15 protein-coding genes are annotated in these 12,692 nt (G+C 67.7%); 7 read left to right on the top strand and 8 right to left on the bottom strand.

Annotated features, from left to right (window positions below):
* Window positions 1–19: 19 nt before the first annotated feature.
* Window positions 20–394, top strand: coding sequence for a hypothetical protein (locus ACZ50Z_RS10410; protein WP_464483475.1), 375 nt, complete (start codon window positions 20–22; stop codon window positions 392–394).
* A 26-nt stretch (window positions 395–420) separates the two neighbouring features.
* Here the strand turns inward: ACZ50Z_RS10410 and ACZ50Z_RS10415 are convergent, their stop codons facing one another.
* Entirely contained in the window at window positions 421–2,133 is a 1,713-nt protein-coding gene (locus tag ACZ50Z_RS10415; protein WP_464483476.1) for an Hsp70 family protein, read from the bottom strand.
* 97 nt (window positions 2,134–2,230) lie between these two features.
* A complete protein-coding gene (locus ACZ50Z_RS10420; RefSeq protein WP_464483477.1) occupies window positions 2,231–3,316 on the bottom strand; it encodes an NAD(P)H-dependent amine dehydrogenase family protein in 1,086 nt (361 codons plus the stop codon).
* 91 nt (window positions 3,317–3,407) lie between these two features.
* On the opposite strand from ACZ50Z_RS10420, the gene ACZ50Z_RS10425 reads away from it, so the two are divergent.
* From ACZ50Z_RS10425 to ACZ50Z_RS10440, 4 genes are all read left to right on the top strand, one after another.
* Window positions 3,408–3,755, top strand: coding sequence for an MmpS family transport accessory protein (locus ACZ50Z_RS10425; RefSeq protein ID WP_464483478.1), 348 nt, complete (start codon window positions 3,408–3,410; stop codon window positions 3,753–3,755).
* Window positions 3,756–3,790: 35 nt separating this feature from the next.
* Window positions 3,791–5,098 (top strand): cytochrome P450, encoded by a 1,308-nt coding sequence (locus ACZ50Z_RS10430; RefSeq protein ID WP_464483479.1) that lies wholly within the window; start codon window positions 3,791–3,793, stop codon window positions 5,096–5,098.
* A gap of 105 nt (window positions 5,099–5,203) precedes the next feature.
* Window positions 5,204–5,746 (top strand): ester cyclase, encoded by a 543-nt coding sequence (locus ACZ50Z_RS10435; RefSeq protein WP_464483480.1) that lies wholly within the window; start codon window positions 5,204–5,206, stop codon window positions 5,744–5,746.
* A gap of 30 nt (window positions 5,747–5,776) precedes the next feature.
* Window positions 5,777–6,223 carry a hypothetical protein gene (locus ACZ50Z_RS10440; RefSeq protein WP_464483481.1) on the top strand — a complete coding sequence of 149 codons (447 nt, stop codon included), beginning with the start codon at window positions 5,777–5,779 and terminating at the stop codon, window positions 6,221–6,223.
* Window positions 6,224–6,227: 4 nt separating this feature from the next.
* Here the strand turns inward: ACZ50Z_RS10440 and ACZ50Z_RS10445 are convergent, their stop codons facing one another.
* Together ACZ50Z_RS10445 and ACZ50Z_RS10450 are read right to left on the bottom strand one after the other, a co-directional pair.
* Complete coding sequence (locus ACZ50Z_RS10445; protein WP_464483482.1) at window positions 6,228–7,715, bottom strand: flavin-containing monooxygenase; 1,488 nt, start codon at window positions 7,713–7,715, stop codon at window positions 6,228–6,230.
* 66 nt (window positions 7,716–7,781) lie between these two features.
* Window positions 7,782–8,015 (bottom strand): hypothetical protein, encoded by a 234-nt coding sequence (locus tag ACZ50Z_RS10450; RefSeq protein ID WP_464483483.1) that lies wholly within the window; start codon window positions 8,013–8,015, stop codon window positions 7,782–7,784.
* Window positions 8,016–8,206: 191 nt separating this feature from the next.
* On the opposite strand from ACZ50Z_RS10450, the gene ACZ50Z_RS10455 reads away from it, so the two are divergent.
* Window positions 8,207–8,965, top strand: a complete 759-nt coding sequence (locus ACZ50Z_RS10455) for a cutinase family protein (RefSeq protein WP_464483484.1) — start codon at window positions 8,207–8,209, stop codon at window positions 8,963–8,965.
* Window position 8,966: 1 nt separating this feature from the next.
* Here the strand turns inward: ACZ50Z_RS10455 and ACZ50Z_RS10460 are convergent, their stop codons facing one another.
* On the bottom strand, window positions 8,967–9,740 hold the full coding sequence (locus ACZ50Z_RS10460; RefSeq protein ID WP_464483485.1) for an Rv3717 family N-acetylmuramoyl-L-alanine amidase: 774 nt from the start codon (window positions 9,738–9,740) through the stop codon (window positions 8,967–8,969).
* A gap of 75 nt (window positions 9,741–9,815) precedes the next feature.
* Here ACZ50Z_RS10460 and ACZ50Z_RS10465 point away from each other — a divergent pair, with 75 nt between their 5' ends.
* Window positions 9,816–10,985, top strand: a complete 1,170-nt coding sequence (locus ACZ50Z_RS10465; RefSeq protein ID WP_464483486.1) for an acyl-CoA dehydrogenase family protein — start codon at window positions 9,816–9,818, stop codon at window positions 10,983–10,985.
* Here ACZ50Z_RS10465 and ACZ50Z_RS10470 read toward each other — a convergent pair.
* The 3 genes from ACZ50Z_RS10470 to ACZ50Z_RS10480 form a co-directional block, all read right to left on the bottom strand.
* Window positions 10,965–11,507: a TetR/AcrR family transcriptional regulator gene (locus tag ACZ50Z_RS10470; RefSeq protein ID WP_464486170.1), complete on the bottom strand. Its 543-nt coding sequence runs from the start codon at window positions 11,505–11,507 to the stop codon at window positions 10,965–10,967. The two genes, ACZ50Z_RS10465 and ACZ50Z_RS10470, sit on opposite strands and share 21 nt — an antisense overlap.
* 114 nt (window positions 11,508–11,621) lie before the next feature.
* The gene (locus ACZ50Z_RS10475; protein WP_464483487.1) at window positions 11,622–12,167 is read right to left on the bottom strand and encodes a carboxymuconolactone decarboxylase family protein; all 546 of its coding nucleotides are present in this window, start codon (window positions 12,165–12,167) and stop codon (window positions 11,622–11,624) included.
* Window positions 12,164–12,685, bottom strand: a complete 522-nt coding sequence (locus ACZ50Z_RS10480) for a carboxymuconolactone decarboxylase family protein (protein WP_464483488.1) — start codon at window positions 12,683–12,685, stop codon at window positions 12,164–12,166. Before ACZ50Z_RS10480 ends, ACZ50Z_RS10475 begins: the two co-directional genes overlap by 4 nt.
* Window positions 12,686–12,692 lie beyond the last annotated feature (7 nt).

Below are 12,692 nucleotides of genomic sequence, written 5' to 3' on the forward strand. Positions count from 1 at the left end.
GATGCAAGGGGGTAGCTGCATGAGCGTGCAGGACGACAAATCGTCCGGTCAGGATGACGAGGCGCGATTAACTGAAAAGCCGGAGCCGGACGAGGACGACAAGAAGAAGGCCGCCGAGATGATGGAGGCCTACAACGAAAAGCCCACGATCGTGCTGCCGGGAACCGGGGGGAGCGTGTCCGGCACCGCGGTCAACGAGTGGTTGGAAGAGGACGGCAGCCCGAAGCACGAAGTCGCCGAGGGCACGGACGCCCAGGCCGGGGGCACGGACGCCCAGGCCGAGGGCGACGGCCGCGACGAACAGGATCTCGAGGACCAGATCGAGAAGGACAAGGCCCTCAACGAGGTGCTGCGGGAAGCCGCGACCGCGGAGAACAAGGGCGAAAAGGATTGAGCTGAGCGGGAATTCCCGTTCAGGATTCAGCGGGTGGGCAATGGCCCCAGGGCGTTGATGCCCAGGCCGCCCTGGATGTCCTGAATGATCTGGTTGACCCGGTCGAGCCCGGGGATGGGTTCGTTCAGTCCGGGGATCGATGGAATCGGCGGGACCGCGGCCCGATGCGGTGCTATCGGATGTGCGGGCGGGGCCGCCTGGGGAGTGGCCCGCGGCGTCGTGGTCATCGGGGTCTCGGTCCCGGCCGGTGGGTTGGTATCGGAGGTCGACGGCACCGGAACATCCACGGGCCCGGGTTCGGCGGTTGCGCTCGGGGGCGCCGGCGCGGACGGCGTCGTGGTCACGGCGGGCGCGGGCGTCGTCGCCGATTGGTCCGGTGAGTTCAGCCCGACCGTCAGCGCGGTGCCCACCAGCAGCACCGCCGCCGCGGTGATGAGGACCGCGGCCGCCGGCAGCAGGCGCCACCGCGCGAACAACCCCTTGCGCCGTACGGCGGGCGCGTCGATGCGGGTGGTGGGCGCGTCCGCATCGGCGGCCGGTGTGAGGCGCGACTGGTGCGCCGTGGCCGACCAAGCCCGGATCGGCATCGACGCTGGATTCGCGGGCGGCACCTGGGCGGTCGCGGTGCGATCCGGCCTCGCCGCCCTGGCAGTCAGATCAGCCGAGGGTGCGGCGGGCGCGGCAGACGTCGCATCATCGGCGCCGCGCGCCACCCGCAGTGCGGCGCCGACGGCCGCGGTGAGCTGGGGCCGCGGCGTGGTGGCGACCGGGACGCGAAAATGACGCGCCAGCGTGGTGGTGACGGCTGGCAGGTTGGCCCCGCCGCCCACCGAAACCACCGCGACGAGGTCGCGGATTCCGTTGCGCGCCACCGTTTCATCCAGCCGTTCGATGAATCCGGTCAGCGCCGGGCGGATCGCGTCGTCGAGTTCGTGCCGAGCGACCCGCAGCTCGCCGCGCGCCCCGGTCAGCCCGTTGGTCAGCGTCGTCGTGGTGCTCGAGGACAGCTGTTCCTTGGCGATCCGGCACCCGCTGCGCAGCCGGCTCAGTGAGCCGATGGCCGCCGTGCCCGTGGGGAATGCGCCGGTGGTCGGCATGTTGGCCACCACGACACCCAGCAGCGCCTGGTCGATCAGGTCGCCGGAGAAGTCGCGGTGCCGCACGGTCGGCGCCAGCGCCCGGTAGTCGCCGTCGGCGTCCATCAGCGTGATGTTGGTGCCGCTGCCGCCGAAGTCGCACACCGCGACGGTCCCGCGCGACGGTATGCCCGGGTTGGCCCGCACGGCGAGCAGCGTCGCGGCGGCGTCGGGAATCAACAGGATCGGGCGGGCGCGCCCCGACCATTCGGGGATTTCGCCCAGGGCGGCGCCCAGCGCCTCGACCGCCGGCGACTCCCAATGGGCCGGATAGGTCACCGCGACGTCGTCGGGCAGCGGGCGCCCGCCGGTCGCGGCGTAGGCCAGCGCCCGTAGCCCGTCGGCGAGCAGGACCTCGCTGCGGTGCACCGAGCCGTCGGGGGCCACGGTTCCGCGCGGGTCGCCGACGCGGTTCACGAAGCCGGTGAGCACCACGCCCGGCCCCTGCAGTCTCGGGTTTTCGGCGGGGAGGCCGATCTCGGCGGGCCGATCCGGGTACAGCGTCAGGACGGGTTTGCGGGTGATGGCGTTATCGGAGGTCGCGGCCGCCAGGTTGGTGACGCCGATCGACAAGCCCAGTGCGGTCCCAGCTCCATTGGCCATAGTCCGATCCCCGTGTTCGCAGCACCAACTCGCCGCCATTGTGCCGCGAAATCCTGTATCGCGTGTCGGCGGCAGCTATGTGGCCGCTGTGTGTCGGTCAGCGAATGTTGCCCGCGCCGGCGATGAGCGGCAGGTCGAGCGGGGTGACCCAGCCCGGCCGCAGGTCGTTGACCGCCGGCACGGCATTGAGCGCCCGCAGCCCGGTCGCCAGGCAGCCGGCCGCGGCCGCGTCCCTGCCCGAGCCGTCGGTGAACCGGAACGCGGTCTCCTGGAAGATGCTCGGGGTGCCCTCGATGTCCACGCGGTAGACGTCGTTGTCGTGGCCGGTCGGCCAGTCCGGGGCGGCGTCGAGCCCGATCCGGTTGACGTGCTCGAGCTGGATGCGGGTCTCGCCCTGGTAGACGCCGTTGATGGTGAACCGGACGGCGGCGACGTGGCCGGGTTTGATGACGCCCCGCGCGGAGTTGCGCTCCGTCGGTGTCACCCACTTGTCCCAGGTGGTGGTGATCTCGTCGAGCATGATGCCGGCGGCGTGGGCGATCATCGGGACGGTGGCGCCCCACGCGAAGATCAGCATGTCGCGGTCCTGCAGCATCGGCGTGAATTCGGGCTCGCGACCGATGCCCATCTCGAATTCGTAATCACCCTCGTAGTTGGTGTAATCGAGCAGTTCCGACGCGCGCACCCGGCGGATGTCGGAGCACAGGCCCATCAGCGTCATCGGAAAGAGGTCGTTGGCGAATCCGGGGTCGATGCCGGTGGTGAAGCACGACGACTCGCCGAGTTCGCAGGCCTCGGTGATCGGTTCGATCCAGTTCGGCGGGTTCAGGTGCATCGTCGGCCACACCCACGGGGTCATCGCCGTCGAGCACACGTCGATGCCGGCCCGCAGGAAGCGGGTGATCAGCAGAATGTTCTCCTTGGCGTGCATGGCCGTCGGGCCGTAATGCACCAGCGCGTCGGGCTTCAACGCGATCAGGGCGTCGATGTCGTCGGTCGCGAGAACGCCCACCTTCTCGCCCATTCCGCAGATCTCGCCGACGTCGCGGCCGACCTTGTTCGGGTTACTGACACCGACGCCCACCAACTCGAACATCGGGTGTTTGACGATCTCGGGGATCACCATCTTGCCGACGAAGCCAGTGCCAAACACCACCACGCGCTTCGAGCCGTGTCCTGCCATGCCGTACCGCCGCCTTTCGATGCCACCGGCCCCCGCTCGGAACTTCACATTAAGCTTCCCTACCGTCGCCCGTGGTGACACGATGCAATTCATGACGAAGCACCTCACCGGACCTGCGATCCTGTTGGCCGTCGGTTTCGGATTCGTGAATGCCTGCGGCGCGGCCAACGCCCTGCCCCAGATGCCGCAGATCCGCTACGAGGTCAACGGGCCCGCGGTCGCCGAATTCATCTACTACCAAACCGACACCGGTCAGCTGCATCAGGTCAACGCGCCGCTGCCGTGGTCGACGCAGTTCACCGGGTTCGGCGGGGAAGTGTTCACGATCAGTGCGCAGGGGCCGGGCCCCATCTCCTGCAAGATCTTGGTCGACGGCAACGTGGTCAGCGCGGCGACGGCCACCGTCGGCACGCCCGCACGAACGGTCTGCACCCACTGACCGAGCGGTCCCCCGCACGACAGGAGGAGGTCTAGGTGAGCCTCAAGACGGGTCCGAAGAAAGGCCTGGCGGCGCGGACGAACGGGACGGCGCCGCCGGAGATTCCGCTGGCCGACATCCACCTTGAGTCGCTGGACTTCTGGGCGCTCGACGACGACGTCCGCGACGGCACGTTCGCGACCCTGCGCCGCGAGGCGCCGATCTCGTTCTGGCCGGCGATCGAGTACGAGGGCTTCGAACCGGGCGACGGGCACTGGGCGCTGACCAAGCACGACGACGTCTATTTCGCGAGCCGTCACCCGGACATCTTCAGCTCGAGCCCCAACATCACGATCAACGACAACACCCCGGAGATCAGCGAATACTTCGGCTCGATGATCGTGCTCGACGATCCCCGACACCAGCGGCTGCGCTCGATCGTCAGCCGCGCGTTCACCCCGAAAGTGGTGGCGCGCATCGAGGCTTCGGTCCGCGAGCGGGCCCGCCGGTTGGTCGCCTCGCTGATCGCCAACCATCCCGACGGGGAGGCCGAACTCGTCAGCGAGCTCGCCGGTCCACTGCCGCTGCAGGTCATCTGCGACATGATGGGCATCCCCGAGGAGGACCATCAGCGAATCTTCCACTGGACCAACGTGATTCTCGGGTTCGGCGACCCGGACCTGGCCACGGATTTCGGGGAGTTCCTGCAGGTGTCGATGGACATCGGCGCCTACGCCAGCGCGCTGGCCGAGGACCGGCGCTCCAACCACCACGACGACCTGACCACCAGCCTGGTGGAGGCCGAGGTCGACGGGGAACGGCTCACCTCGACCGAGATCGCGTCGTTCTTCATCCTGCTGGTCGTGGCCGGCAACGAGACGACGCGCAACGCGATCAGCCATGGCGTGCTGGCGCTGTCGCGCTATCAAGCCGAGCGGCACAAGTGGTGGTCCAATTTCGACCGCCTGGCGCCCACCGCCGTCGAGGAGATCGTGCGGTGGGCGTCCCCGGTGATCTACATGCGCCGCACGCTGACCCGGGACTTCAAGCTGTCCGGCACCAAGATGAAGGCCGGCGACAAGGCCACGCTGTGGTACAACTCGGCCAATCGCGACGAGTCGACGTTCGACAATCCCTGGGTCTTCGACGTCGCGCGCACCCCCAATCCGCATTTCGGGTTCGGCGGCGGAGGCGCGCATTTCTGCCTGGGCGCCAACCTGGCTCGTCGCGAAATCCGGGTGGTCTTCGACGAATTGCGCCGCGAGATACCCGATATCGTGGCGACCGACGAGCCCGCGCGGCTGCTGTCGCAGTTCATCCACGGCATCAAGACCCTGCCGGTCGCCTGGACTCCCCCGCGCTAGGTCACCTCACGTCTTCTCGCGAGCAGACAGAGAATCGCACGATATCGCCTGCCGCCGTGCGATTCTGCGTCTGCTCGCCGGAGAACCCGGGATTACGCTGACGAGGTGAGCATCCCCGCGTTTCCGCCTGCCGAGGTGCTGGCCGCCCGCCAGAAACTCGTGCTCGACCATTTTCACGACGAGGTGCGCCAGGACTGGGACGACGTCTTGTCGACCTTCCCGCATCCTCGCTACGAGTTGATCCCCCAGATGCTCGTGCACGACGGCGACGCGGCGGTGCGCGGTTACTACACCGACACCCGTACGGCGTTTCCCGACCAGGACCACGAGATCATCGCGCTGCGGCACAGCGCCGACGCGGTGATCGTCGAATTCTGGCTGATGGGCACCCACCGCGGCTACCTGGGCAAGGTTCCGCCGACGGGCAGCCGGTTCCGCGTCCGCATGACCGCCTACTTCGTCTTCGATAACACGGAAACCCTTGTCTGCGAACGCATCTACTTCGACAGCCTGACCATGGTCAAACAACTCCTGGGCGGGCTGGACATGAGGAGGCCGGCGAACTGGTGGCTGGCCGCGCGCTGCGTTCGCGGGTTCCTGTCGATGTCTTCGGGAAAACCGGACCCCGCGCTGACGAACACCTCCTAAACTCCACCCCTAAGAGCAAGGGAGGCCGCGATGCGAATTTCACGCCTTCACCCGGTGGGCGTCCTTGCCGTCACGGCCGTGCTGATTCCCACCGCCACCGCCGCCCCGTTACCACCGGGCTCGCACACGGAGAAATGGATCGACCTGCGGGCCGGTCAGTGCGTCGCCGACCTGCCACCGGCCGACGGGAGCCGTGTCGACGTCACCGTGGTCGACTGCGCGACAGCGCATTTGGCCGAGGTGTATCTGCGGGCCCCGATGGCCGTCGACACCGCCATTGCCACCGTCGCCAGCCGGGATTGCGCCGCCGGATTCGCCCCGTACACCGGGCAACCCGTTGACGGCGGCCGGTTTTCGATCACCTATCTGATCGACTCGAACCAGGACCGCACCGGCGCCAACCCCACCCCGAGCACCGTCATCTGCTTGCTGCAGTCCGCCAACGGGCAACCGTTGACCGGGTCCGCGCACCGCTGAGGCGCTAGGCGATCACGTAGTCGCTGAGCGGGAAGGACCGGCCTTCGCGCACCGCGTTGAGTGTGGACGTCGGCCGCAGCAAGGTCGCCTCACCGCTGGGATTGAAATAGTAAGACCGCGACGTCGCACAGTCGCCCTTGTTGAACACCGAGGTTTCCAACAGTTCGCTCATCCGTTCGCGGAAACGGTTATTAGCTTCCTCGGTCACCTCGAACGTTGTCGCGCGGCGACGCTTGACCTCGCCCAAAAGCCGGTCGATGTGCCGCATCTGGTATTCGATGGTGTGGAAGAACGAGAACCCGGAGAAGGCAAACGGACTGGCCAGGCCCAAGTAGTTGGGGAAGTAGGGAATCGACACGCCCTGGTAGGCCTGAAACTTGGTCTCCCGCCACCACTTTCCGAGGTTGCGTCCCTTGCGGCCGATGACCTCGATGGCCGGGAAATTGGCTTCCCACAGGTCAAAACCGGTCGCTAGCACCAGGGTGTCGATGACGGTCTTACGCCCGTCCGCCGTGACGATGCCGTCGGCCTCGATGCGCTCGATTGTGTTGGTCTCCAAGTGCACATGCGGCTTGGTGAAAGCGCGGTAGAACTCGTTGGACATGGTGGGCCGCTTGCAGCCGCAGTCGTAGTCTGGTGTCAACTTGGCGCGCAGGTCCTTGTCCCGGAGAGTTCTGAACCGGTTGATCTTGGCCAGGTCGGCGAAGGCGATATTCCCCCGCCCCCGGGTCTGCACGAATTTCAGCGCACCGATGACCAGGATGAGCTCCATGACAATGTCGGTCACCCAGCGCAGCGCACGTTGCAGCACGGGCAGCCGGGCAAACATGCGTTGCACGCTCGGAGAGAACGGGAAATCGGGCTTGGGCAGGATGTGCGCCGCGGTGCGCTGGTAGACGGTCAGGTCCCCGGCCTCTTTGGCCAACTCGGGAATGACCTGCACCGCCGACGCCCCGGTGCCGATGACCGCGATGCGGCGCCCCTCATAGCTGTAGTCGTGGTCCCACGCGGTGGTGTGCACCACCTTGCCTTCGAAGCCGGCGATGCCGGGGATGTCCGGCATGTGCGGCTGGGACAGGAACCCCGTCGCGGTGATCAGGAACCGGCAGGTCAGACTCTCGCCGCCGGCCAGTCCGACCCGCCATTCGGCGGTTTCCTCATCCCACTGCGCGCCCTCGACGGTCGTGTTGAACCGCATATGGCGGCGCACGTCGTACTTGTCGGCGATGCCTTCGGCGTAGCGTTTGACCTCCGCGCCCGGCGCGAACAGCCGTGACCACTCAGGATTGGGCTCAAACCAGTACGAGTATGTGGTGGACGGGATGTCGACGGCCACGCCCGGGTAGTGGTTGACATGCCAGGTGCCACCCAGGTCATCCTCGCGGTCGAGGATGACGAAGTTGTCGAATCCGAGGCGCTTGAGCTGAATAGCGGCGCCGATGCCGCCGAAACCTGCGCCTACGATGATCGCGTCGAAACGGTCCGTTTTCACAGCCTTGCTCCGTGCTACCAGTTTCCATACTTAACGAATCATAAGCTTTCCTTAAGATATGTCACTTTAGTAGGACGCCACGCCGAGCGCACCTGAGCGTTGTCGGTATGTGACCATGCCGACACCTGTGCGCTCGCTCAGCAATTTCGGCTCACTCGGAAGCCAATTCAGCGCACCGAAGTCCCGATCGCATAAACCGCCCGCGCATGGGCCGTCGCCGCGGCCCGCCATCACCGAGTGGTGTTGAACGGAAATAGAATCGAAGGTTACGTCGTCGAAACCCGTTTCGCCCGTTGCCATGTCACCGGCCCTCCGGCGGTGAGCGTCACGTGGCCTGTGGCTAGGATGGGCAGCGCCAGACGACGCTAACGGCAGCGACGGCGCAGTGGCTTCGCTTCGATGGAGGCGACGCAGTCGCTATCCGCGCCGCCGCGCTATACAGGAAACGATCACGAAATGGTCGGCAGATTGACAGTTTGGGAGGGGCTCGCATGGGGACTTTGGACGGCATGTTTGCGCGTCACATCGTTCGTTCCGTTGGTCCAGCAGTAGTTATCGCCGCATCCGGGATGGCCGCCTCGGCCATGACCGGTTCCCTGATCCCCACCGCCACCGCCGCATGCCCCGACGTCCAAGTCGTCTTCGCCCGCGGCACCGGCGAAGAGCCGGGCATCGGCCCCACCGGCCAAGCCTTCGTCGACGCCCTGCACCAACGCGTCGGCGACCGCTCCTTTGACGTCTACCCCGTCAACTACCCCGCCACCGACCAATGGGACACCGGCATCGACGGCATCCGCGACGCCAGCACCCACGTCGTCTCCATGGCACACGACTGCCCCAACACCAAAATGGTCCTCGGCGGCTACTCCCAGGGCGCGGCCGTCATGGGCTTTGTCACCTCGGCCGCCGTCCCCGAGGGCGTCGACCCGGCCACCGTCCCCAAACCCCTGGCCCCCGACGTCGCCAACCACGTCTCCTCGGTCGTGCTCTTCGGCATGCCCAACGTGCGGGCCATGAACTTCCTGGGCGAACCCCCCGTCGTCATCGGCCCCACCTACGCCGACAAAACCCTGAAAGTCTGCGCCGTCGAAGACCCCGTGTGCTCCGACGGCATGAACTTCGCCGCCCACAACACCTACGCCGACGACGGCTCCATCATCGACAAAGGCGTCGCCTTCGCCTCCAGCCACCTCGGCATGGGCGCCCCGGCCCCGGCGCCGCCACCGGCGGGTGGGGGCTTCGGCGACTGACTCAGCCGGCCCTGGAGTTCAGAAAGGCGACGATCCCCCGGGTGACTGCGACGGCATATGCCGCCCGGCCGTCAACGCTTTCCATCCGCGCGGCGTCGCCCGCGTTTTTCATGTTGCCGAGTTCGACCAGGACCGCCGGGTACTGCGCCAGATTCAGCCCGGCCAGGTCGTCGCGCCCATACAGGCCGTCGGAGCCGATGTAGTTCGCCGGCGGTAAACCCGACTGGGCCAAGGCATCCCGCATCGCGTGGGCCAGCTGCACAGCGGGCCCGGCCTGGACGTCACCCAGCGGCGGGTTCGAGTAGTTGACGTGGAATCCGCTGCCCGACGGGGGTCCCCCGTCGGCGTGGATGCTCACGATCGCATCCGGGCGCATGGCGTTGGCCGCGGCCGCGCGCTGGTCGATGCACGGGCCGACACCGCTGTCGCTGTCGCGCGAGAGCTGGGTGCGAACGCCCATCTGGTTCAGCGCGTCGCTGACCAGCCCCGCCACCGTCCAGGTGAAGGTGTGCTCGGGGTAGCCGTCGCCGGCGGCGGCGCCCGAGGTCTGGCACGGCTTGGTGCCGCCGCGGCCGTTGGGCACCTGCTGGTTGATCGAGGCGTCGTTGACGGCGTTGTGGCCGGGGTCGAGGAAGACGGACATTCCGGCGACACCGGCGGCCGCGCGCGGCGCGGGCAGCACGGCCGCTGCGCCGAGGAGCGCCGGCATGACCGCGGCGATTTTCAGGACGTCACGGCGCGCGATGGATCGCAGTCCGCCCGGGCGATCACTCACCGCGCGATGGTAACAACCGGCGAGGGACCCGCCCGGTCGCCGTTACATACTAAAAAGTATGTTAGGGTCGGCGGCATGTCCGTGGTCGAAAGCCGTCCCCTGCACGGCATCACCGACGAATTCGTTGGGCGGCTGGCCGATCGCGCCGAGGAGGCCGAGCGGTTGCGGCGCCTACCCGCGGCGACGGTGAGCGATTTCAAGCAGACGGATTTGTTCCGGCTGCTGCTGCCGGCGCGGTTCGGCGGCCTGCAGGCCTCGTTTCCCGAACTCCTGCAACCGATTCGACGGATGGCGCACGGCTGCGCCTCGAGCGCCTGGACGCTGGGTTTCTACGCGCTGCACAACTGGATGCTCTCGTTGTTCGATCCGCGCGCCCAGGAGGAGGTGTTCGCATCGGGACCGGTGCTGGCGCCCGCCCCTCTGGCCCCGACCGGTCGCGGCATCCCGGCCGACGACGGCGTGCGGGTGACCGGCAGGTGGTCGTGGGCGACGGGCGCGATGGACGCCGACTGGATGATCGTCGGCGCGCTGATCGAGCGTGCGGACAGGATCGATCCGGCGCTCGTCGTGCTGCCCGCCGACCAGGTCGAGGTCGTCGACACCTGGCACACGGCCGGCATGCGCGGCACCGGTTCGCATGATCTGGTCGTCGACGACGTCTTCGTCCCCGAGCACCGCTTGGTCGCCGTGGCCGACATCTACGGCGGCACCGCGCCCGGCGCGCGTGAGCACGGGGTCCCGACGTACCGATGGCCGATGGTTCCCGCGCTCGCGCTGACGGCGTCGATGCCCGTGCTCGGCACGGCCGAACGGGTGACCGAGCTGTTCGCGCAGCGGCTGGGCGGGCGGGTGCTGGCCTACAGCGGGGTGGCGCAAAAGGATCAGCCCGCCGCGCAGATCCGGCTCGGCGATGCGCGGGCACGGCTGAGCGCACTGCGGGCGTTGATCGCGGCGACCGCCGACGAGATCGAGACGATCGTGGTCAGCGGCGAGCGGGTGAGCCGGTCGGTGCGCGCCGATGCACGGCTGGCGGCCGCGCGCACGGTGCACGAGTGCCGGGCGATCATCGCCGATCTCATGGAGGCGGCCGGCGCCAGCGCTCACTTCTTGTCCAGCCCGCTGCAGCGCGCCAAGCGCGATGTGGACATCGCCGCGGGGCATGTGGTGTTCGACTACGACACGAGCCGAGAGTTGGCGGGCGCGTTGGCGATTGGCGCGAAGATCTCACCCATCGCCATGGTCTGAGCCGGCGGTCGCGGACTCGCCCAGCATCACGGTCAGGAATCGTTCCCGCTGGGACAGCGATTGGGCCTGCTCGGCCGAGCTGGTGAGGTGCAGGAGTCCGATTCCGGCGGCGAAGGTCAACTCCGCGCGCAGCTTGGCGTCCTCGGGGCTGAACCCGTAGTCGCAGTAGGCGTTCATCACGGTGCGCAGCAGGAGCCGGTCGGCCGCGCGGATGTTCTCGGCGGCGACCGGGTCCAGGCGCGCCCATTCGCGCATCGCCCGCTCGAGCACCCAGTACTGGGGGCTGACCAGCGTGAGCGTCAGGGCCAACAGCCGTTCGCGGGGTGGCAGCTCGTCGAGCTTGGACAGCGCCTGCCGGTCGCGCTCGAGGAACTTGTTCCACGATTCGACAAGCGCCGCCCGGTAATGGTCGATGTCCTCGAAGTGCCAGTAGAAGCTGCCGCGAGTGACACCCGCCTGCTGGCACAGCCGCTCGACCTTGAGTGCGCGCACACCCTCTTCGGCGAGCACGGTGTAGCCCACCTCGAGCCAGTCCTCGGCCGACAGGCGGGTCGACGGCTGCTTGCGCACCACCACACCGTGGACACTACGGGAAGCGCAACCGGCCTGGCGGGGGAACCGCTGGTTACCGCCGCCTCATCGCGTCGGCGGCACCGGGAGCCGCGCGGTCTCGTCGAGGTCCACGTCGAGCGCGTTGAGCATCAGCGCCAGGCCCGCGTATCGGTTGATGACCATCAACGCCTCCATGGTGGCCTCCGAACCCAGGGCCCTGTGCACTGAGGCGAAAAGCGGTGCCGCAACACGGCGCGTGGTGACCAACTCGGTCGTCAGCTCCAGCACGGCTAGCTCGGTGGGGTCGAAATCGGCGGTTTGCCAATCCGATTCGGAGGTGAGGGCGTCGATGCTGTCGTGGTCGATCCCGACCGTTCGTGCGATGTCTTTGTGTTGGCCGAGCTCGTATGCGCAATCCATGAGATACGCGGTGCGCAGGACGATGAGTTCGCGCAGCCTTCTCGGGAGCACCGGGCTGGTCAGGGCGGCGTCGCCGGCCACCATCCAACTGGTGAACACCTTCTCGGCGTTGGCCAGCGCGCGGTAGACGTTGAGATTGCCGCGCCGCTCGGTCAATTCGCGGGCGAGTTCGGGCATGTCCTCGGGGCGGCGGTACGGGATGCGGGTCATGCGGGGGCGTCGATGTCGAGGTCGACGGCGTTGAGGACCAGCGCCAGGCCGTAGTAGCAGCTGACGATCATCAGCATCTCGGTGAGCGCCTCGTCGCCGAGCAGGGCGTGGGCCGCGGCGAACGAGTCGTCGGACAGGCGGCGGGTCGTGCACAGCTCGGTGACGGTGTCGATGACCAGGCGTTCGCTGCTGCTTAATCCGGCCGCGTCCGGGTCCGCTTTGTCTCGCAGGGCGTCGATCTGTTGGTCGGTCAGTCCCGCGTTGCGGGCGAAGATCACGTGCTGGGCCAGCTCGTAGGGCGAGTCCTGCAGGTAACCCACCCGCAGGATGATCACTTCGCGCATCCGCGGGCTGAAGGTCGGGCTCTCGAAGAGCCGGCCGGCCATCAGCGACCACCCGTCGAAGATGTTGGGCGCGTTGGCGATCAGCCGCAGCACGTCGAGCGTGTCGGGACGGGAGAGGAGCTCGCGGAGGTGTTCGGGTTGCTCGTCCGCGTCGGCGAGCGGCATGCGGGTCACGCCTCGA

The sequence above is a fragment of the Mycobacterium sp. NTMscope_MAC_269 genome (genome assembly GCF_976985695.1).

Bases quoted from the DNA above. Each gene is read 5' to 3' on its own strand.
- ACZ50Z_RS10410 (WP_464483475.1), top strand. From the start codon at position 20: ATGAGCGTGCAGGACGACAAATCGTCCGGTCAGGATGACGAGGCGCGA.
- ACZ50Z_RS10415 (WP_464483476.1), bottom strand. From the start codon at position 2,133: ATGGCCAATGGAGCTGGGACCGCACTGGGCTTGTCGATCGGCGTCACC.
- ACZ50Z_RS10420 (WP_464483477.1), bottom strand. From the start codon at position 3,316: ATGGCAGGACACGGCTCGAAGCGCGTGGTGGTGTTTGGCACTGGCTTC.
- ACZ50Z_RS10425 (WP_464483478.1), top strand. From the start codon at position 3,408: ATGACGAAGCACCTCACCGGACCTGCGATCCTGTTGGCCGTCGGTTTC.
- ACZ50Z_RS10440 (WP_464483481.1), top strand. From the start codon at position 5,777: ATGCGAATTTCACGCCTTCACCCGGTGGGCGTCCTTGCCGTCACGGCC.
- ACZ50Z_RS10450 (WP_464483483.1), bottom strand. From the start codon at position 8,015: ATGGCAACGGGCGAAACGGGTTTCGACGACGTAACCTTCGATTCTATT.
- ACZ50Z_RS10455 (WP_464483484.1), top strand. From the start codon at position 8,207: ATGGGGACTTTGGACGGCATGTTTGCGCGTCACATCGTTCGTTCCGTT.
- ACZ50Z_RS10465 (WP_464483486.1), top strand. From the start codon at position 9,816: ATGTCCGTGGTCGAAAGCCGTCCCCTGCACGGCATCACCGACGAATTC.
- ACZ50Z_RS10475 (WP_464483487.1), bottom strand. From the start codon at position 12,167: ATGACCCGCATCCCGTACCGCCGCCCCGAGGACATGCCCGAACTCGCC.